Origin of the sequence: Pseudomonas sp. D3-10, assembly GCF_051132175.1 — a bacterium.
GTDB lineage: Bacteria > Pseudomonadota > Gammaproteobacteria > Pseudomonadales > Pseudomonadaceae > Aquipseudomonas.
Window position 1 is genome coordinate 3,613,865 of record NZ_CP071668.1, and the last position, 18,445, is coordinate 3,632,309.

At 61.6% G+C, this 18,445-nt stretch carries 20 protein-coding genes and 1 pseudogene; 10 read left to right on the top strand and 11 right to left on the bottom strand.

The annotated features are described in order from the left end of the window. The first annotated feature begins 68 nt into the window (after positions 1–68). The 5 genes from J3P90_RS16180 (at position 69) to J3P90_RS16200 (ending at position 4,021) form a co-directional block, all read left to right on the top strand. A complete protein-coding gene (locus J3P90_RS16180; RefSeq protein ID WP_030138503.1) occupies positions 69–509 on the top strand; it encodes a CBS domain-containing protein in 441 nt (146 codons plus the stop codon). Positions 510–578: 69 nt separating this feature from the next. Continuing rightward, entirely contained in the window at positions 579–1,175 is a 597-nt protein-coding gene (locus J3P90_RS16185) for a paraquat-inducible protein A (RefSeq protein WP_434650619.1), read from the top strand. Next, a complete protein-coding gene (locus J3P90_RS16190) occupies positions 1,172–1,831 on the top strand; it encodes a paraquat-inducible protein A (protein ID WP_434563423.1) in 660 nt (219 codons plus the stop codon). Before J3P90_RS16185 ends, J3P90_RS16190 begins: the two co-directional genes overlap by 4 nt. After that, positions 1,812–3,467, top strand: a complete 1,656-nt coding sequence (locus J3P90_RS16195) for an intermembrane transport protein PqiB (RefSeq protein WP_434563421.1) — start codon at positions 1,812–1,814, stop codon at positions 3,465–3,467. The genes J3P90_RS16190 and J3P90_RS16195 overlap by 20 nt, the downstream gene beginning before the upstream one ends. Before the next feature lie 17 nt (positions 3,468–3,484). Next, the gene (locus J3P90_RS16200) at positions 3,485–4,021 is read left to right on the top strand and encodes a PqiC family protein (protein WP_434563419.1); all 537 of its coding nucleotides are present in this window, start codon (positions 3,485–3,487) and stop codon (positions 4,019–4,021) included. Position 4,022: 1 nt separating this feature from the next. On the opposite strand, the gene J3P90_RS16205 is transcribed toward J3P90_RS16200, so the two are convergent. Continuing rightward, complete coding sequence (locus J3P90_RS16205; RefSeq protein WP_434675039.1) at positions 4,023–4,652, bottom strand: glutathione S-transferase family protein; 630 nt, start codon at positions 4,650–4,652, stop codon at positions 4,023–4,025. A 193-nt stretch (positions 4,653–4,845) separates the two neighbouring features. Here J3P90_RS16205 and J3P90_RS16210 point away from each other — a divergent pair. Next, positions 4,846–5,079, top strand: a pseudogene (locus J3P90_RS16210) (hypothetical protein); the annotation flags it as partial. 158 nt (positions 5,080–5,237) lie between these two features. Here J3P90_RS16210 and J3P90_RS16215 read toward each other — a convergent pair. The 3 genes from J3P90_RS16215 to J3P90_RS16225 form a co-directional block, all read right to left on the bottom strand. Then, on the bottom strand, positions 5,238–6,332 hold the full coding sequence (locus J3P90_RS16215) for a DUF1615 domain-containing protein (protein WP_434675040.1): 1,095 nt from the start codon (positions 6,330–6,332) through the stop codon (positions 5,238–5,240). A 283-nt stretch (positions 6,333–6,615) separates the two neighbouring features. Continuing rightward, on the bottom strand, positions 6,616–7,590 hold the full coding sequence (gene hemB / locus J3P90_RS16220; RefSeq protein ID WP_434563413.1) for a porphobilinogen synthase: 975 nt from the start codon (positions 7,588–7,590) through the stop codon (positions 6,616–6,618). Between the two features lie 131 nt (positions 7,591–7,721). Beyond that, entirely contained in the window at positions 7,722–8,420 is a 699-nt protein-coding gene (locus J3P90_RS16225) for a glutathione S-transferase family protein (protein ID WP_434563411.1), read from the bottom strand. Between the two features lie 294 nt (positions 8,421–8,714). On the opposite strand from J3P90_RS16225, the gene J3P90_RS16230 reads away from it, so the two are divergent. Continuing rightward, entirely contained in the window at positions 8,715–9,389 is a 675-nt protein-coding gene (locus J3P90_RS16230) for a histidine phosphatase family protein (RefSeq protein WP_434563409.1), read from the top strand. Between the two features lie 154 nt (positions 9,390–9,543). Here the strand turns inward: J3P90_RS16230 and mnmH are convergent, their stop codons facing one another. Then, on the bottom strand, positions 9,544–10,647 hold the full coding sequence (gene mnmH / locus J3P90_RS16235; protein WP_434675041.1) for a tRNA 2-selenouridine(34) synthase MnmH: 1,104 nt from the start codon (positions 10,645–10,647) through the stop codon (positions 9,544–9,546). Further along, positions 10,647–11,681, bottom strand: a complete 1,035-nt coding sequence (selD, locus tag J3P90_RS16240; protein ID WP_434563405.1) for a selenide, water dikinase SelD — start codon at positions 11,679–11,681, stop codon at positions 10,647–10,649. The genes mnmH and selD overlap by 1 nt, the downstream gene beginning before the upstream one ends. A 152-nt stretch (positions 11,682–11,833) precedes the next feature. Here selD and J3P90_RS16245 point away from each other — a divergent pair, with 152 nt between their 5' ends. Continuing rightward, a complete protein-coding gene (locus J3P90_RS16245) occupies positions 11,834–12,112 on the top strand; it encodes a hypothetical protein (protein ID WP_420764576.1) in 279 nt (92 codons plus the stop codon). A 5-nt stretch (positions 12,113–12,117) separates the two neighbouring features. Here the strand turns inward: J3P90_RS16245 and J3P90_RS16250 are convergent, their stop codons facing one another. Together J3P90_RS16250 and J3P90_RS16255 are read right to left on the bottom strand one after the other, a co-directional pair. Next, positions 12,118–12,570, bottom strand: a complete 453-nt coding sequence (locus J3P90_RS16250) for a DMT family transporter (protein ID WP_420764577.1) — start codon at positions 12,568–12,570, stop codon at positions 12,118–12,120. 1 nt (position 12,571) lies between these two features. Further along, positions 12,572–13,069 (bottom strand): DMT family transporter, encoded by a 498-nt coding sequence (locus J3P90_RS16255; protein WP_420764578.1) that lies wholly within the window; start codon positions 13,067–13,069, stop codon positions 12,572–12,574. A gap of 111 nt (positions 13,070–13,180) precedes the next feature. On the opposite strand from J3P90_RS16255, the gene J3P90_RS16260 reads away from it, so the two are divergent. Continuing rightward, entirely contained in the window at positions 13,181–14,116 is a 936-nt protein-coding gene (locus tag J3P90_RS16260) for a LysR family transcriptional regulator (RefSeq protein ID WP_420764579.1), read from the top strand. A gap of 74 nt (positions 14,117–14,190) precedes the next feature. Further along, positions 14,191–14,778 carry a hypothetical protein gene (locus J3P90_RS16265; RefSeq protein WP_434610725.1) on the top strand — a complete coding sequence of 196 codons (588 nt, stop codon included), beginning with the start codon at positions 14,191–14,193 and terminating at the stop codon, positions 14,776–14,778. 716 nt (positions 14,779–15,494) lie between these two features. On the opposite strand, the gene J3P90_RS16270 is transcribed toward J3P90_RS16265, so the two are convergent. The 3 genes from J3P90_RS16270 to J3P90_RS16280 form a co-directional block, all read right to left on the bottom strand. Continuing rightward, positions 15,495–16,211, bottom strand: a complete 717-nt coding sequence (locus J3P90_RS16270; RefSeq protein WP_420764581.1) for an alpha/beta hydrolase — start codon at positions 16,209–16,211, stop codon at positions 15,495–15,497. Positions 16,212–16,275: 64 nt separating this feature from the next. After that, the gene (locus J3P90_RS16275; protein ID WP_434675042.1) at positions 16,276–17,388 is read right to left on the bottom strand and encodes a succinylglutamate desuccinylase/aspartoacylase family protein; all 1,113 of its coding nucleotides are present in this window, start codon (positions 17,386–17,388) and stop codon (positions 16,276–16,278) included. Between the two features lie 104 nt (positions 17,389–17,492). Then, positions 17,493–18,272 (bottom strand): ABC transporter substrate-binding protein, encoded by a 780-nt coding sequence (locus J3P90_RS16280; RefSeq protein WP_420764583.1) that lies wholly within the window; start codon positions 18,270–18,272, stop codon positions 17,493–17,495. Positions 18,273–18,445: the final 173 nt, after the last annotated feature.

The following is an 18,445-nucleotide window of genomic DNA, read 5'->3' on the forward strand; positions in this document are numbered from 1 at the left end:
CTTGCCCTTCGCCGTTGGGTCTACGATTCTTTTACCACCCGCAAAAAAACGACACCCGAGGCCTCCCCATGAAAACCGTCGCGCAGTTGCTCCGGATAAAAGACGAGAAGAACCAGCAAGTGCACACCATTTCACCGGACGACATGGTTTTGCAGGCCCTGATGCGCATGGCCGAGAAAAACGTCGGTGCCTTGCTGGTGGTGAAGAACGACGAGGTGCTGGGCATCATCAGTGAGCGTGACTATGCGCGCAAAATGGTCTTGCACGGGCGCTCATCGGTGGGCACGAAAGTCAGCGACATCATGGTTTCGCCCGTGATCACCATCGATCCCCATCAGAACGTCGAGACGTGCCTGAGCATCATGACTGAAAAGCACTTGCGGCATTTGCCCGTCGTGGAGGACGGCAAGCTCGTCGGCCTGTTGTCCATCGGCGACCTGGTGAAAGAGGCCATTGCCGAACAAGCAGACCTGATCCGACAACTGGAGCAATACATTCGCGGCGAATGATCGGCTCGGGCGGGTTGCTCATTTGCGACTCACTTCTATATTGAAGGAGTTGCCCCGCCGAGCATCCCCATGGCCGTTACCGAACGACTGATCATCTGTGAACATTGCGATGCGGTGTACGAGCCGGTTGAGCTCGCCCCGCATCAAAAAGCTGCGTGCGTGCAATGTCACGCCGTGATCCAGCGCTACAACGGCTTGACCATCGAACAGCGCTTGGCCTTGACCATCACCGCGGCGGTGGTTTGGGTCTTCGCCAACGTTTATCCGGTGATGAGCATCCGCCTCCAGGGCTTGAGCAACAGCGCGACGCTGTGGGACTCCGTCGTTGCCCTGAGCCAGGGCCCCATTACCTTCATCGCCCTGGTCGCCGCCGTCGCGATCATCATCGCCCCGGCCTTCCAATTGGCGCTCCTGCTCTGGGTGCTGGGCTACGCCTATTCCAAGCGGCGGGCACCGGCTTTCAGCCTGTGCATGCGCAGCCTGGAAACCCTGCGGCCGTGGAGCATGCTGGAGGTGTGTCTGCTGGGTGCGTTGGTCGCGGTGATCAAGCTTGCCGGCCTGCTGGATGTACTGCCCGGCATCGGCCTGTTCGCCCTGGCGGCCTTGAGCCTCTTGATGATCCGTATTGCCGGCCGCGATGTCCGCGACCTTTGGGACACCCTGTGAACGGGCCATTGCCAGGCAACCCGCCCCGGGCCGGCGACCTGAACCTGTGCCTGTGCCACAGCTGCGGCCTGGCGTGCGACATGAGCGACGAGCCCGAGACGTGTCCGCGCTGCGATGCCGCCCTGCACCGGCGCAAACCCGATACCCTGACCCGCACCTGGGCCTACATGCTGGCGGCGCTGGTGTTCTATATCCCGGCGAACCTGCTGCCGGTCATGAACACCCAAATGCTCGGCGATGGCGCGGACAGCACGATCATCAGCGGCGTTCTCGAGTTCTGGAACAGTGGCGCCTGGGACATCGCCTTGATCATCTTCATCGCCAGCATCGCCGTACCGGGCATCAAGTTCGTCGTACTGACGCTGCTGCTGGTGACCGTGCAGCGGCGCAGCACCTGGGCCCAGGTCCAGCGAGCGAAGCTGTACCGGCTGGTGGAGGTCATCGGCTACTGGTCGATGCTTGATGTGCTGGTCGTAGCGTTGGTGGCGGCGCTGGTGAAATTCCAGGCCCTGAGCGACATCGAACCGCGACCGGGAATACTGTTCTTCGGTCTCGTGGTGCTGTTTACCATGCTGTCGGCCATGAGTTTCGATCCACGGCTGATCTGGGATACCCAACCATCCGAGGAGGTCATGGATGAAGTCGCAAGCCACTGATGGACAGCCCGCACCGGGCCGGGCCCATGTCACCAGCCGTCGCTGGACGGTGTCGCTGGTATGGATCGTGCCCATCATCGCCGTGCTGGTGGGGGTGTCCCTGGTGGTCCATAACTGGCTGCAGGAAGGCCCGACCATCACCATCACCTTCAAGACGGGCGAGGGCCTCACCGCGAACAAGACCCCGGTCAAATACCGCAACGTGGTCATCGGCCAGGTCACCGACGTGCAACTGAGCGCCGACCAGAAGAATGTGACCGCCACCGTCAAGCTCGCCAAGACCGCGGACACGTTCACCCATGAAGACTCGGTGTTCTGGGTGGTCCGGCCGCGTATCGGCGCCGGCGGTATCTCCGGGATCGATACCTTGCTGTCCGGGGATTTCATCGGTGCCGACGCCGGCCACTCCACCGTGCGCGCCAAGTCCTTCACCGGCCTGGAGGCCCCGCCCCCCATCACTTACGGAGAGCCGGGCAAGCGCTTTACCCTGCACTCCCAGGACCTCGGTTCGCTGGACATCGGCTCGCCGGTGTACTTGCGCAAGATCCCGGTGGGCCAAGTGGTGTCCTATGCCCTGGACGCCGACGGCAAGGGGGTCAATATCGAAGTGTTCGTCAATGCGCCAAACGATGCCTACGTCACCGAGAACACCCGCTTCTGGAACGTCAGCGGTGTCGATGTGAACGTCGGCGCCAACGGTTTCGCGGTCAAGACCGAATCCCTCTCCGCCCTGCTGGTCGGCGGCATCGCCTTCAGGGCCCCGGAGTACAGCCCCAACGACACGCCCGCGCCCGAAGACAAGAATTTCGAGCTGTTCGCCGACCAACAGAGCGCCCTCGCCCCGCCCAGTGGCAAGGCGCAATTCCTGGCCTTACGCTTCGACCAGGCCTTGCGCGGCTTGCGCGTTGGGGCCCCGGTGGAGTTTCTAGGCATCGAGATCGGCCGTGTCGTCGCCATGAACCTGGATTTCGACGAAAAGCAGCGCACGTTCCCTATCAATGTCGGCATCGTGATCTACCCCCAACTGCTGGGAAAGGCCCACGAAAAACTGCTCAAATCGCTGGATTACGATCCGGAAGACGAAGCCGCCGCTGCCCGGCTGGTGGGCAGTTTCGTCGAACGGGGCCTGCGCGCCCAGGCTCGCAGCGGCAACCTGCTGACCGGGCAGTTGTATATCTCCCTGGATTTCTACCCCAAAGCGGAAAAGGTCGCCTTCGACCTCGCCGCCCGCCCCCTGCGGATCCCGACGATCCCGGGCAGCCTGCAGCAATTGCAGGAACAGCTGCAAACGGTGGTGGAGCGCATCAACAAGCTGCCGCTGGAGAGCATCGCCAGCAATCTGGACGGCAATCTGGTGGAGCTGCGCAAAGGACTCTCGCAATTCAACAACAAGACCCTGCCGGGCGTGCAAAGCACCTTGCAGGACGTGAGCAAGACCCTGCAATCGGCGAATTCTACGTTGGCGGAAGACTCGCCGCAGCGTGAACAGCTGACCCAGACCCTGGATGACCTGGGCCGCATGTCCCGTTCGCTGCGCGAGCTGTCGGACTACCTGAGCCGACATCCTGAATCGCTGCTTCGCGGCCGTCCGAAGGACGCCCCGGCGCAAAACCTGACTTTTCCGGTGAAAGAATGATGACAGGAGCACGCTCGATGCCGCTGACGCTGAGATGTTCGTTGATTGCCCTGGCGCTGCTCCTCGGCGCCTGCCGCAGCGACCCTATCCACTATCACACCCTGAGCCCGGTCCAACCGGCGGGCCAGGTGCATGCGGGCGTGGATATCCAGATCGAGCAACTCAGCGTTCCACCGCAAGTGGATCGCACCCAGATGGTGATTCGCCAGGGCGACAGCGGGTTGGCCATCCTCGAAACCGAATGGTGGGGCTCAAGCCTGGCGGACGAACTACGCAGCAGCCTTGACGAGCAATTGAGCAACCCCGGTGCGCCAAAGCGGTTGCTGCGGGTCGACGTGCAGCGCTTCGACTCGATTCCCGGTCGGTATGCGCGCATGGACGTGCAATGGCGACTGCGCACGCTGGGCAGCGACGCCCACGCCCTCACCTGTCGCAGCAGCCTGCAAACACCGGCCACGGGCAATATCGACGACTTGGTGAAGGGGCATCAAAACAACGTCCGGCAGTTGGTCGACCTCGTGGGGCAAGCGGCATCGCGCAACGCCTGCCCCTGATTCAATCGGGCCAATGCAGTGAAAGCACTGGAGCGACTCGCGGGTGGTGGTCGATACGCGCCAGCAAGGCATGGAACTCAGGGCGGGCATTGAGCATCGCTTCCCGGGTTTCGACCCATTTCGTGATCACCGCCGCCAGGATATCCAGCGCGCCAGGCTCGGCGCCGCCGAGAAAGGGTGACGCTGCAAACTGGTCGGCAAACAGAGCCCAGTTGCGATACAGGCGCTGTTTCGTGCCCGACACCAGACGTTCCTGGGTGACTTCGTCCGCATCAGGCAGCCAGCGCTGGGGGAAATCGAGAATGCCAATGGGTGTGTAGCAGTTGGCGGCGATATAGACCAGGCCACGTATGACCTGCGCGCGCTGGGCCGGATCCTCCGGCAACAGTTTTGATTCTCGGAAAGACAACCCCAAGTGAATCAGGATCGCCGCCGCCTCGGTCAACACCGAGCCGTCCGGCAGTTGCAGGGTCGGGACCTGCTTCTGAGGATTCAACGCCTCGAGTTCTTTCGCGGCCTCGTTGTCCTCGGTCGAATAGGTATCGACGCGTCGATAAGGCACCCCGCATAGGTTCAAGGCGACCTCGACAGCTGCCGAGCCGGACTGGCTGTGACCGAATAACTGGTACATGCACCTGCCTCCTGCAAAAGGGATTATGCCGGTAGAGCTTCCTGGTCCGTGAGTGTTCCATCAATCTGACTGACACACCTGCAACGAGCTATCACCGCCGTCGATGTTCACCATCACGTCAATGAAGTTCTCATGCTCCCTGCCCGGCGCAACAATGGCCCCACACAAACAACACACCCCGGAGCACACCATCATGAAACGCCAAATCATCCTCAGCTTCGCTTTCTCGGTACTGGCCGCCAACGCATTCGCCGCCACTTCCCAACCCGTCGTTGCCGAAGGTGGCTCCGACCGCCTGATCGAAAGCCGCGTCGCCGAAGGTGGTTCCGACCGCCTGCTGGAACGCCGCGTCGCCGAAGGTGGCTCCGATCGCTTGCTGGAACGCCGCGTCGCCGAAGGTGGCTCCGATCGTCTGGCTCAGAACCGTGCATGAGTGGTTTTCACGCAATGCCTGACCCGGTTCCAAACGACGTTCAATACGAGTCATGGCGAGGACAGCCCCTTGCCATGACGGTCCAACCCGCTTGCAAGTCATCCCCCTGAAAGCCCGGCCTCAACCGCCGGGCTTTTTCATGGCCAGAAGTTTTAGCGCCCCGAAGCCCGAGCCATGCAGCGCTGATAACGTTCGTCCACGCGCTTGGCAAACCATGCGGTGGTCAGTTTGCGTGTGATTTTCGGACTCTTGAGCACAATGCCCGGCAACAGTGCCCGAGGCAGCGGCTTGCCCTCGGCCTTCTCAGCCAGTTCGAACACACGCTTGTAGAGTTTGCTGTCTTCGAAGGCGAGGCTGTCGCCCATCTCCAACTGATCGCGGATGGTCGGGTTGCGCATCCCCAGGGACTTGCCCAAGGTGCGCACCGCCAATTCCGTTCTGCCCGGCATGATCGAGCCATGCAAGATCAAATCGCCGTCCAGGGCCAAAGAAATACCCGAAGCGCGACTCACCGCATGTTGAAACGCCGCGTTGCGACTGGCATACCACCCGGCATTGAAATCGGCGAACCGGTACAGCGGCTCTGTGTAGCTCACCGGATAGCCCAACAAATGGGCGATGCCGAAATACATGCCGCCACGACGACTGAACACTTCCCGCCGAATGGAGCCATCCACCGTGTACGGATAATCCCGGGCATTGGCCTGGGCAAATGCGATGCTGACCTGCATCGGGCCACCCGTGTGCACGGGATTGAAGCCGTCGAACAACGTCTTGCCCAACGGCACCATGCTGATGAAGTCATCGAAAATCGCGCTGAGTTCTTTCTCGCTTCGCGCCGCGTCCAGACGGTCGCTGTAGCTTTTACCGTTCGGCGAACGCACCTGGAGCGCGCCGCTGACCAGGAACCCCGGAATGTGCACCTTGGCCGCGCGACGGTCGATCTCCTGCCGGGCGATCTTGCCCAGCCCGGGCACGGCCGGATCGGCCTGGAACGTGGATTCCTGTTCGGTCACCGCCAGCACCGAACAGATGTTCTGCGTCGTGGGCGGGATCTGCTGCGCCGAAAAGGCTACGTAGATATCCGTTGCCCAGCCTGCCCGATCAGCGGTCTTGGCCGGCAACAAACGAACGATCTGCGCCTTGACTTCGGCAGGCTGGCGTTCAGGCTCCTGGGCCTGGCGAGTGCCGCAACCGGCCAGGGCCAGCGAAGCGGCGAGGCTGATCGTCAATCGAGTGAAATGCATGGTGCTCCATCAGATCCATTGTTCGGGAGCAACCATACGACCAAAAGCCGGTAGAAATCCAATAGAGAGCAAGCTTGCTCCTACAAGGCAACGCCGTTCACTCAAGGCCACCTGCAAACCCGTGGCGAGGGAGCTTGCTCCCGCTGGGCCGTGAAGCGGCCCCAAAACCCGCCCAATGCGCAGCAACAGAAACACCGAGTCCGACGGTTTACGACTGCTTCGCAGCCGAGCGGGAGCAAAGTCCCTCGACACAGGTCCATCATCTTTCTAGTACGGTGCTGGGTTAGATTCCGCTCAAGGCCAGGTCCAGGGCGAAGTAGGTGAAGATCAGGTCTGCCCCGGCCCGCTTGATCGCGCCCAGGCTTTCACGTACCACGCGGGCCTCGTCGATGGCACCGGCCTGGGCGGCAAACTTGATCATCGCGTATTCACCGCTGACCTGGTAAGCCGACAAGGGCAAGTTCGACGCCTGGCGAATGTCGCGGATGATATCGAGATAGGCCCCTGCCGGCTTGACCATCAACGCATCGGCGCCCTCCTGCTCGTCCAGCAACGACTCGCGCAAGGCTTCGCGACGGTTCATCGGGTTCATCTGATAGCTCTTGCGGTCGCCCTTCAAGGCACTGCCGCCAGCCTCGCGAAACGGCCCGTAGAGCGCCGAGGCGAACTTGGTGGAGTAGGCCATGATGGCGGTCTGGCTGAAGCCCGCGTTGTCCAAAGCCTTGCGGATAGCCTGGACTTGCCCGTCCATGGCCGCCGACGGCGCAATGACATCGGCACCGGCGCGCGCCGCCGCCACGGCTTGCTTGCCCAGGTTGACCAAGGTGCGGTCGTTATCCACTTCATCGCCATGCAGCACGCCGCAATGGCCATGATCGGTGTATTCACAGAAACAAGTGTCGGACATCACCACCATTTCCGGCACGGCGTCCTTGCAGATCCCGGCCATGCGCGATACCAGGCCACGCTCGCTCCACGTGTCGCTGCCATCGTTGTCCAAGTGATGAGACACGCCAAAGGTCATCACCGACTTGATACCCGCGCGGGCATAGCGCTCGATTTCGCCGGCCAGTTTCGATTCGGGGATACGCCTCACACCTGGCATGCTCTTGATCGGCACAAAATCGTCGATCTCTTCCTCGACGAAGATTGGCAGCACCAGATCGTTCAATGTGAACTCGGTTTCCTGGAACAGGCTGCGCAAGCTCGCGTTGCGGCGCAGACGGCGTGGACGTGCTTCGGGGAACTGGCTGGACATGGGACTCCGGGGTCAGGTTTGAATCACGAGGCAAAGCTTATGCCCTGGCCAGCCAGGGCACAAACGGCGCTCGGAAAACAGAGTGTTACCGACCGGGCAATAATCCCTCAGTCAGCGAGCCCTGGTGCCAGTCATTCCGGGATCTTCAACCCGCGAGTCACCGCCGGCCGCGCCAGGAAACGCTCCAACACCCGAGTCACGTTGGGGAAGTTCTGGATGCCCACCAGGTCACCCGCCTCGTAGAATCCCAGCAGATTGCGCACCCACGGAAACGTCGCGATGTCGGCAATGGTGTAGCGCTCGCCCATGATCCAGTCCCGCCCCTGCAAACGGCCATCGAGCACCTTGAGCAGGCGCCTGCTCTCCTCGACATAACGGTCGCGCGGTCGCTTGTCCTCGTAGTCCTTGCCGGCGAACTTGTTGAAGAACCCCAGTTGCCCGAACATCGGCCCGATCCCGCCCATCTGGAACATCAGCCACTGGATCGTCTCGTAGCGCGCCGCCGATTCCTGTGCGAGCAATTGGCCGCTCTTGTCCGCCAGGTAGATCAGGATCGCCCCCGATTCGAACAACGCCAGCGGTTGGTCCCCGGGACCGTGGGGATCGAGAATGGCTGGAATTTTGTTGTTGGGGTTCAGCGACAGAAACTCGGGCGACAATTGGTCATTACTGCCGAAATCGACTTTATGGGGCTCGTACGGCAGGCCAATCTCTTCGAGCATGATCGAGACTTTTACGCCGTTGGGGGTCGGCAGGGAGTAGAGCTGGATCCACTCCGGGTACTGGGCGGGCCATTTTTGGGTGATGGGAAAAGGGGTCAGGTTGGGCATGAAATGGGTTCCAGAGTCAGCCAGAAAGCTGAAGCATAAATCAGCTGATCCAGCTTTGGGCCGTCGCCCATTCTTAAATCCGCAACATCCTGTCGCTAACATTCGCTTCATCTCCTGACGGCATGCCGCTAAAAACAGCGCATCGGCCAGGATCGAACCAAAGGGCGAGAAGGGACTCAGAGAGAGGCCCCGAGAAATCGAAGCGGCTTTACGACAAGGAAAACACCCGGGCCCAGGGCCTCGCGGTGCCGGGGTTTGTCAGCCTGAATCGAGAGCATCGAAGACGTCTATCCCATGATGAACCCACAGAGATTCACCCGTTACCTCAAACGCCGTTCGTGGCTGGTGCTGCCGACGCTGCTTGTGGCCTGTGGACTGGTGCTGTCGCTGGAATCCAGCGTCAGCCGCGCGCAGCCAGCCGACGGTGTCCAGACCCTGGTGTTCTTGCGCCACGCCGAGAAACCCGCCGGAGGCCTCGGCCAGCTCAACTGCCAAGGCCTCAACCGCGCCATCGACCTGGCTACCCTGCTGCCGGAAAAATTCGGCAAAGCTGACTATGTATTCGCCGCCAACCCTACCCGAAACGTCGAAGAGGGTGAGTTGGACAATTCCTATAGTTACATCCGCCCATTGATGACCATCAGCCCCAGTGCCATCAAGCTGGGCTTGCCGGTCAATATCGAATACTCAGCCAACGACACCAGCGATCTGGCAAACGAACTGCTGGACGACAAATACCACAACTCCACCATCTACACCGCCTGGTCCCATGGTTACCTGCCGGAGCTGATCAATAAGGTCGCCGGTGAAGCGGTGGGCAAACGGCAAGAGATTACCGACGATTGGGCGTCGAGCGATTTCGATTCGCTGTATGTACTGACCCTGACGTGGCACAACGGCAAGGCCAGCCTCACCAGCCAGAATTACAAGCAAGGGCTGGATAACGGGCAGGAGACGTGCCCGACGTAAGCGGCAGGCCGCTTCTATTGACTGGACATCCGATGTGGGAGCGAGCCTGCTCGCGAAAGCGGTTTCTCAGTCACTGATGTGGTGCATGAAACGGCCTCTTCGCGAGCAGGCTCGCTCCCACAGGGGCACGGTGTGTTGAATGCCAGATGGCGTCCTACCCGCCCCGAGCCGCGCGCTCACGCAGGTATTGCAATACCGCCGCCTGCTCCCCGGCGAACTCGATGCGCCCGCCCTTCTTTTCTCGCTGGAATACGTACATCGGGTCGTAATATTCGCGCAGCAAGCCTTCGATCCAGCCGCGATGCAAATCGACGGCTCCCGTACTGGCCTGCTCGGCCAGGGCCGCCTCCATGATGTCCATCAACCGGCGATGACGGTCGCCCCCCAGCCGCCTATGGATGTTGTCGAGGCTCGCCAATAGCCGTTCGGAAAACAGTGAGAAACCTTCGTCGCCATGCACGTCGATGAATTCGGCGCAGAGGTTGATCACATAATCACTCAGGATGCGCTCGACCCGTCGCTCCAGGCTGTCTTCTAGCCAGACCATCGGCACCTGCTGCATACGCTGGTACAACGGCAGCGGCACGGCGCAGCTGCCCACCATGCGACTTTCGTCTTCCAGCACGAATTGCTCAAGCCCGGCGGCGCGCTTCTTCAGCACATCCACCGCCAGCAGGTTTTCGAAATCGATGTTGGACGGCTGCCCGGTGGCGCGCTTGCCAAAGCTGGAACCGCGATGATTCGCGTAGCCTTCCAGGTCCAGTGCGTTGGGCAGTTGCGTCAGCACTTCGGTCTTGCCCGTGCCGGTCATGCCGCCCAACAAGACCAGGTCGCACTGGGCAGCCGCTTGATCGACGGTTTCGAGCAGAAAGGTACGCATGGCCTTGTAGCCACCGCCGACACGGGGGTAGTCGATGCCGGCTTCTTCCTTGAGCCACTGCTGGACAATCTGCGAGCGCAAGCCACCACGAAAGCAATAAAGCACTCCTTCGGGATGGGAACGGGCGAAGTCGGACCAGGCCTGGATGCGCTGGGCCTTGGTGTCACCGCTAACCAATTGATGCCCGAGGACGATGGCAGCTTGCTGGCCCTGTTGTTTATAGCAAGTGCCAACGCGTTGCCGTTCGATGTCGGTCATCAGGGGCAGGTTGACCACGCCGGGAAACGCGCCCTTGAGGAATTCGACGGGCGCTCTTGTGTCCATCATCGGACGGTCGTTGAGGAAGATATCGCGGTAATCGGTGATGTCGCGGGGCATCAGAACACCTCGACCGCGTGGCTCTGTCGCTCGACCAATTCACCGATCGGCTCCAGCGAAAGGCCCAGCTCAACGGCAACCTGCAGGAATTCGCTTTCGCCTTCGGGCGTGACGGCAACCAGCAAGCCGCCGCTGGTCTGCGGGTCGCACAGCACGCGCTTGTGCAACTCCTGGACCCGACCGACCCTGCTGGCGTAGCTGTCATAGTTGCGCAGTGTGCCGCCTGGCACGCAGCCCAGGTCCAGGTAGTACTCGACGCCCGGCAAGCGCGGCACGGCGTCGTAGCGGATGCGTGCGGTGAGCTGGCTGCCATCGGCCATCTCCACCAAGTGTCCGAGCAAGCCGAAACCGGTGACATCGGTCATTGCGGCCACGCCGTCGAGCTTGCCGAAATGGCTGCCGGGCTTGTTGAGGGTGCACATCCAATCCCGGGCCAGGCCCACGTCGGCGGCGCGCAGCTTGCCTTTCTTTTCCGCGGTCGTGAGGATGCCGATCCCCAGGGGTTTGGTCAGGTACAAGCGGCAACCCGCGACGGCGGTGTCGTTGCGCTTCATGTGGCGCTTGTGCAGGAGCCCCGTCACCGCGAGGCCAAACATTGGCTCCGGCGCATCGATCGAATGGCCGCCCGCCAAGGGAATGCCCGCCTCGTCGCACACCGAGCGGCCACCACGAATGACCTCCCGGGCAATCTCCGGGGCCAGTACGTTGACGGGCCAGCCGAGGATTGCAATCGCCATCAGCGGATCGCCGCCCATGGCGTAGATATCACTGATGGCATTGGTCGCGGCGATGCGTCCGAAATCGAAAGGATCGTCGACGATCGGCATGAAGAAATCGGTGGTCGAGACCACCCCGCGCTCCTCGTCGATGGCATACACCGCTGCATCGTCCCGGGAGGCATTGCCGACCCAAAGCTTGGGGTCAAGGTTCTGCGCACCGCTGCCGGCCAGGATCACTTCCAGCACCTGGGGCGAAATCTTGCAGCCGCAACCGGCACCGTGGCTGTACTGGGTCAGGCGAATCGGCTCGCTCATGGGCATACCTCTCGTAAGTCAAGGTCGGCAATTCTACCAGCAACGTCCGCCGCCCACCGCCCGTCGCGATCAATCGCCGCGTATCCGACGGAATTTTTCCGGCGTCGCGGGACTCACTTGAACAATAGCCGAGCCTTCCAAGGAGATAGCCGATGGACCCAACCCCACCCGCGACGACTCATCTTGATTACGGTCTCGACACGCTGTTCGGCCGCGAGACCAAAAGCGTCGACTGCCAGTTCGACGTCAAGCGTCTGGACGACGGCGAGCCGCCGTGGTTTGCCCTGCATGTACGCCCGCCGCTTCCCGAAGACCTGGCAAAGGCCCAGATCGTGGTGTTCAGCGCCGAAGGCCGACGCATCAGCGGTATCGTCCGGCGTTCCGAGCGCCTGGCCGATGACAGCTTGCAGCTGGACGTCGAACCGGACTGAAGCGCTCAGGCGCGCGGTGTACTGCTGCGGTACATGAACACCAGCGCCAAAGCCAGGCAGGCCATGGCCAGCAAGCGGCTGCTGGACAGTTCGATCGCCGGATTGCCCAGCCAGCCGAAGTTATCGATCAGCATGCCCATGCCCAGTTGCCCGACAATGACCGCCACGGTGGCAACGGCCGTGCCGACTCGTGGCACCGCGCCGACCATCACTATCATGTACACCACGCCAAACAACGCACCGCTGAGCTGCCACTTGGGCACCTCCAGCAGGCTCATGGCGTGGGCCGGCTCGAAAAACACGATCAACAGCCCCGTGACCACCGTGCCCACCACAAAGGTCAGCAGGCTGCTGCGCAGCACGCCAACCGTCTCGCCCAGGCGTCCGTTGATCGCGGCCTGAACGCTCAGTACCGCGCCGGCGGCGACGACCACCAGCAATAACACAATGATGCTCATATCAACCTCGGGCTATCAGGACAAGGGCCACCACAATCAACGCCAACGCCAGCCAACGCTCGCGATTGACCCGCTTGCGACTCGCGCCGAACCAACCGAAATGGTCGATCAGCACGCTTTTGCCCACTTGGCCGGAGAGGATCGCGATCATGGTCATCGCAATACCGATGTGAGGGGTGGCGAGGGTCAGGACCACCACATAGATGGGTCCCAGGAAGCCGCCGATCAATTGCCAGCGCGGCAGCGTGTCCAGTGATGGGCCTCGCTGGGGGCCGCTGAGCAACAGCAGCAGGAACAACAGCGCGGCGCCCACGCCAAAGATGCTCAATGTCGCCCATAGATGGCCGACCTGGATGCCCAACGGTCCCAGCAGACCGGCCTCCACCGACAATCCCATGCCCGCCAGGATGACCAGGGGCAACAATAGCCAGCGCAAAAATGGCCGGGGTGGCGCCGCCGCCGCTATCGGCGCGGCCGCGTCTTGTGATGTCGGTTGCATCGAATATACCTGTCTTGGAAAGAAACGACGGGCATTATCAACTGGCGCTCCTATGCGATAAATGTGAGCATTCCCACAACACTTTTGCGCAGTACGCACAGCGGATTTCCCATGCAAGGTCTCGATGAACTGGGTTTCAAGGCACTCCGACTGTTTGTCGCGGTGCTCGATCACGGCAGCTTTTCGGAAGTGGCGCGGCGTGAGGGGTTGGCGCCCTCTTCGATTTCCCGCCAGATCCAATTGATGGAGCAAGCGCTGAACCAGCAACTGCTCTATCGCCACACGCGCGCCGTTTCGCCCACCGAAGCCGGCCGCCTGCTCGGTCACCACGCACGGTTGTTGCTGGTGCAACTGGAGGAAGCCGAACAAGCCTTGCAGGAGCAGTACAGCGAGCCGGCCGGGCTGATACGGATCAACGCTCCCGTGGTGTTCGGCCAGCGACACCTGACGCCGTGGCTGGGCCAGTTGTGCGAGCGCTACCCCAAGCTGCAGTTGGACATCCAGCAGACCGACAATTATGTGGACCCGCTGCAGCAAGGTGCCGACCTGCTCTTTCGCATCGGGCCGCTGCACGATTCCAGCATGCAGGCGCGGATCGTCGCGCCGCACCGCTTCCAGATTGCCGCAAGCCCCGACTACCTCGCCCGTCATGGCACGCCACGCAAGCCCCAGGACCTGGCTGCCCATGAGTGCCTGGCCTATAAAGGCGTGGCGGGCCAGCAGCGCTGGTTCTTCCGACGTCCCGGTCAAACCTGGACGCCATACAGTGTCAGGGGCCCGATCACCGGCAACCACGCCGACACCCTGACCCAGGCCGCCGTGCAAGGGCTGGGCCTGGTGATGTTCCCGTCGTGGCTCATCGGCGAAGCCGTGCGCAGCGGAACGCTGGTGCCGGTGCTGAGCGACTACGAAGCGTCCAACAGCCTCGAACCCCAGCAAATCGCTATCCTCTGGCCCGGCAGCCGACGCCTGTCGGTGAAGGTGCGTACGGTGATCGACTTTTTCCTTGAATGTTTCGGCGAGGTGCCCTACTGGGATCGTCCTTGACGGTCAGGCGCTGGAGTCAAGGCCAGGCCCATGGGATGATCCAGCTTTAGATCGAGCCTGCGTGGAGCGTTTTAATGTCATTGCTGAGTAAACGAGCCGCCGCCGTGCTGCTGACGGCGGTCGCCAGCCTGGCCGCATGGCCTGCCATGGCGGCCCAGCCCAAGACCGTGGCCCAGGCACCGGTCCAGAAGATTTCGATGCTGGGCGGCAAGTTCAGCTTCACCCTGCCCAAGGGCTACACGGCAACGCCGTTATCCGCGGGCGAAGTGGCCCAGGGGACAGCCGGGGCGACCGGTATGATGTACAGCAATGCCACGAGCAAGACAGTGGTGATCACGGCTGAAAACACCTTGGTCGACGGGGCGAATGTGAAGGACAACGACGCGGCCTTCCTGGACAGCACCTTTGCCGATTTTGCCGTCCAGAAAACCAAGGCTCTGCCGGATGCCAAAATTCTTGGCGAACAAAGCCTGATCCAGAAAACCACCGGTCTGGGCCTGCGTCAGCTCGACACCAAGGCCACGCAGGGTGGCGGGCCGACGTTGGACACCACGCTGATCGGCGCCTCCGGCACCCGTATGGCCGTGGTGCAGATCATTTCCAGGGCCAGCGACCAGGCCGGCCATGAGGCCCTGGTCAAGCAGATCGCCAGCGGGAAGTGAGAACACTGGCGCAGCATGCCTGACCCGTGGGAGCGAGCCTGCTCGCGATGACGGCGGTACATTCAGCATCCCCATCAACTGAAACACCGCCATCGCGAGCAGGCTCGCTCCCACACTGGATTTGTGGAGGACTCAAAACCCAAGCGCAGCACACCCCCCCGTGGGAGCGAGCCTGCTCGCGATGACGGCGGTACATTCAGCATCCTCATCAACTGAAACACCGCCATCGCGAGCAGGCTCGCTCCCACACTGGATTTGTGGATGACTCAAAACCCAAGCGCAGCACACCCCCCTGTGGGAGCGAGCTTGCTCGCGATGACGGCGGTACATTCAGCATCCCCATCAACTGAAACACCGCCATCGCGAGCAGGCTCGCTCCCACATTGGATTTGTGGATGACTCACAACCCAAGCGCAGCACACCCCCTGTGGGAGCGAGCTTGCTCGCGATGACGGCGGTACATTCAGCATCCCCATCAACTGAAACACCGCCATCGCGAGCAAGCTCGCTCCCACATTGGATTTGTGGATGACTCAAAACCCAAGCGCAGCACACCCCCCCTGTGGGAGCGAGCCTGCTCGCGATGACGGCGGTACATTCAGCATCCCCATCAACTGAAACACCGCCATCGCGAGCAGGCTCGCTCCCACACTGGATTTGTGGATGACTCAAAACCCAAGCGCAGCACAATCTCCTTTTGAGGGCTGATGTGCCTATCAGGGATTGAGTCGCTCAAGCCAGGCCCGCAGATCCTTCACTTCCTGCGCATTGATCTCATGGCCAAGGCCCGGATAGGCATGGAATTCCGGCTCCAGGGCCAGGGTCTTTAGGAAGGTGTCGGCGTCGGTGCCGTCATGGAAGGGAATGATCGGATCCGCGGTGCCGTGGCCGATGAACACGGCTAGCGCCCTTCGTGCCTCGTCGGGCGTCAGTTCGGCCCGCAGCACCGGCAGGATTCGCCCACCCATCGCAGCGATGCCCCCGACGGCTTCCGGGTGTCGCAAGGCGATTTCGTAGCTCATCATCGCGCCCTGGCTGAAGCCCACCAGGTAGACATTGCCCGCATCGGTCGGGTACTTGGCCCGCGCCTTTTCGATGAATTCCATAAGCATCTGGCCACTGGCCTTCAAGTCTGAAGTGTCACCGTCATACGCGCCCTCGCCCTTTTTGGCGAACCATTGGTAGTGGCCCGGTTCCATGGACTTGGGCGCGCGCACCGAGAGGTAGTTGTAGTGCCTGGGCAGTTCATCGGCGAGCCTGAGCAGATCCTTTTCGTTGCTGCCCGAACCGTGCAGGAAAATCACGAGCGGCCGGTTTCGGGCCTGCTCGTCGGCGCGGGCCAGGTAATTGAGGGGCAAATCCGTTTGCAGCGACGGTTGGGCCTGCACGCCGGCCGATACCAGCAGCAGAAACAGGGCGAACGCTTTGAGCATCAGTCTTCCTCCATCATTGGATAGCCGCACGACAACGACCGTGCGGTGAGGTAGACAGCACTTATCAGTCGTTGATCAATTTCCCCGCCCGAATAGGCTCGCGCCCGGCGACTTTCGCCTGCCAGATACCTGGCTGGGTGTAGCGCCCACGATCCAGGGCGAACAGTACGCCGCTGGTGCCCGCTGGCACAACGCTGACCCGGTCATTCAACGGATCGACCACCTCGAACAGCGGATCGCCGCGCTCCACCCACTCCCCGGCCTCCCGCAGGAAACTCACCACGCCATGGTGCGGCGCGAACAGGTATTGCGTGCCTTCGAACGGCAAGCCCTCGCAGCATTCTTGCGGCGCGGCCGGCCAGTCACCGGCGATGAGGCCCTGTTCCGCGAGAAATCCCAGGATGGCTTCGCAATTGGCCTGGGCCTGCTCCACCCGGGTGTCGCCCATGCTGCCCAGTTCGAGCGTCGTCGCCAGGTTGGCCGGCGGAATCGCCGCTTGCGGAAAAATCCTAGCCAGGCGCAACCAGGGCGTCGAGCAGGACTCATCGAACGAACTGCCGCCCGAATCTTCACACAGCAACGCCACCCCGGCCTTCAACCGCGCGGCCAATGAGCGCCACTGCGGCCATTGCTGGGGCAAGGCATACAAGTGGATCGCGGCCTCGAAATCACAGTGCAGATCCAGAGTGACATCGGCGTCGCAGGCGTGGCGAAGCAATAGCCGGTGCAGGGCTTCAAGCTGGGAAGGTGGCGGCGGCAGATCTTCCAGCACCTTGACCATTGTCTGGCGAATCAGGGTGATGTTGGCGGCCGGGTCATCCCCGAGACGGTCACCGATGCGTTGCGCCACCGGGGCGCTGAGTTCGACGAAGGAACGGTTGAAATTCTTGCCGCTGCCCAGCTCGAAACGCCCCATATGGGCGCTTTGCAGATGCTGATCCAGGCCGATGGGATTGGCCACCGGCACGAGCTCGATCACGCCTTTGAGCAGACCACGGGCTTCAAGATCGTTCAGTCGCTGTTTCAGCTCCCATGCCGTGCGCATGCCCGGCAACTCGTCGGCATGCAGGCTCGCCTGGATGTACGCCTTGCGCGGCCCGTGGCCGTAACGAAACACGCTGAGCGAACGCTCCGTGCCCAGGTGACTCCATGGCAGGATATGGTCGATGCGTTGCATAGGCACTCCAGATATCGGTTTCTCGACAGGCTCAGGGTAAAACAATCGCCCATGAAAAAGGTGGCCGGCCGGGTCAGCGGCGGGCCACCTGTGGGCTTCAGCTATTAATGCCCGTAGACGTCAAAGGCGAAGTATTTGTCCTGCACTTTCTTGTAGGTGCCATTGGCGCGGATTTCAGCGATGGCAGCGTTGAATTTCTCGGCAAGCTCTTTATCACCCTTGCGCACCGCAATGCCGGCGCCGCCGCCGAAGTACTTGGCGTCTTCATAGGTAGGCCCGACGAAGGCAAAACCTTTGCCGGCGTCGGTTTTCAGGAAACCTTCGTCGAGGTTGACCGAGTCAGCCAGCATCGCGTCGAGGCGACCGGCAACCATGTCCAGGTTGGCCTCCTGCTGGGAGGTGTAGCGCACCAGGTTGATCCCCGCCGGCACCAGCACTTCGGTCGCGAAGCGGTCATGGGTACTGGCGCGCAGTACACCGACTTTCTTGCCCTTGAGCTCGGTCAGCGGGTCCTTGACGTCGGTGCCTTGCTTCATCACGAAACGCGCCGGGGTGTGGTAGTACTTGATGGTGAAGTCGACGTTTTTCTTGCGGTCGTCCGTGATCGTCATGGACGACAGGACCGCGTCGATTTTCTTGACCTTCAGCGCCGGGATCAGGCCGTCGAACTCCTGCTCGACCCAGACACACTTGACCTTCATCTGCTCGCACAGCGCGTCGCCGATATCCACATCGAAGCCGGCCAGCTTGCCGTCGGGGGTTTTCATCGAAAAGGGTGGATACCCGGCCTCGATCCCGAGACGGATCGGCTTGGCGTCTTCGGCCACGGCTGAGAAGGATAATACGGACAGTGCCAGGGCACCGAACATGACAAGCTTCTTCATTTTTGCTCCTGAGTGCGCAGGTTTTTTTGATCGTTATTGGCAGATTCGGAAACAGCGTTCGGTCTGGGAAACCGAAGTGGGCGGGAGTCTAGAGGGGCACTCGGGAGGGGAATTACGTAGAGGCGACAAATAGTTATAGAAATACCCAGGCTTGGCTGAGGATCATGAATTTA

Excerpts from the sequence above, each read along its gene's own strand:
- J3P90_RS16180 (WP_030138503.1), top strand. The coding sequence starts at position 69 with ATGAAAACCGTCGCGCAGTTGCTCCGGATAAAAGACGAGAAGAACCAG.
- J3P90_RS16185 (WP_434650619.1), top strand. The coding sequence starts at position 579 with ATGGCCGTTACCGAACGACTGATCATCTGTGAACATTGCGATGCGGTG.
- J3P90_RS16195 (WP_434563421.1), top strand. The coding sequence starts at position 1,812 with ATGAAGTCGCAAGCCACTGATGGACAGCCCGCACCGGGCCGGGCCCAT.
- J3P90_RS16200 (WP_434563419.1), top strand. The coding sequence starts at position 3,485 with ATGCCGCTGACGCTGAGATGTTCGTTGATTGCCCTGGCGCTGCTCCTC.
- J3P90_RS16205 (WP_434675039.1), bottom strand. The coding sequence starts at position 4,652 with ATGTACCAGTTATTCGGTCACAGCCAGTCCGGCTCGGCAGCTGTCGAG.
- J3P90_RS16215 (WP_434675040.1), bottom strand. The coding sequence starts at position 6,332 with ATGCATTTCACTCGATTGACGATCAGCCTCGCCGCTTCGCTGGCCCTG.
- hemB (WP_434563413.1), bottom strand. The coding sequence starts at position 7,590 with ATGTCCAGCCAGTTCCCCGAAGCACGTCCACGCCGTCTGCGCCGCAAC.
- J3P90_RS16225 (WP_434563411.1), bottom strand. The coding sequence starts at position 8,420 with ATGCCCAACCTGACCCCTTTTCCCATCACCCAAAAATGGCCCGCCCAG.
- J3P90_RS16230 (WP_434563409.1), top strand. The coding sequence starts at position 8,715 with ATGATGAACCCACAGAGATTCACCCGTTACCTCAAACGCCGTTCGTGG.
- mnmH (WP_434675041.1), bottom strand. The coding sequence starts at position 10,647 with ATGCCCCGCGACATCACCGATTACCGCGATATCTTCCTCAACGACCGT.
- selD (WP_434563405.1), bottom strand. The coding sequence starts at position 11,681 with ATGAGCGAGCCGATTCGCCTGACCCAGTACAGCCACGGTGCCGGTTGC.
- J3P90_RS16245 (WP_420764576.1), top strand. The coding sequence starts at position 11,834 with ATGGACCCAACCCCACCCGCGACGACTCATCTTGATTACGGTCTCGAC.
- J3P90_RS16250 (WP_420764577.1), bottom strand. The coding sequence starts at position 12,570 with ATGAGCATCATTGTGTTATTGCTGGTGGTCGTCGCCGCCGGCGCGGTA.
- J3P90_RS16255 (WP_420764578.1), bottom strand. The coding sequence starts at position 13,069 with ATGCAACCGACATCACAAGACGCGGCCGCGCCGATAGCGGCGGCGGCG.
- J3P90_RS16260 (WP_420764579.1), top strand. The coding sequence starts at position 13,181 with ATGCAAGGTCTCGATGAACTGGGTTTCAAGGCACTCCGACTGTTTGTC.
- J3P90_RS16265 (WP_434610725.1), top strand. The coding sequence starts at position 14,191 with ATGTCATTGCTGAGTAAACGAGCCGCCGCCGTGCTGCTGACGGCGGTC.
- J3P90_RS16270 (WP_420764581.1), bottom strand. The coding sequence starts at position 16,211 with ATGCTCAAAGCGTTCGCCCTGTTTCTGCTGCTGGTATCGGCCGGCGTG.
- J3P90_RS16275 (WP_434675042.1), bottom strand. The coding sequence starts at position 17,388 with ATGCAACGCATCGACCATATCCTGCCATGGAGTCACCTGGGCACGGAG.
- J3P90_RS16280 (WP_420764583.1), bottom strand. The coding sequence starts at position 18,272 with ATGAAGAAGCTTGTCATGTTCGGTGCCCTGGCACTGTCCGTATTATCC.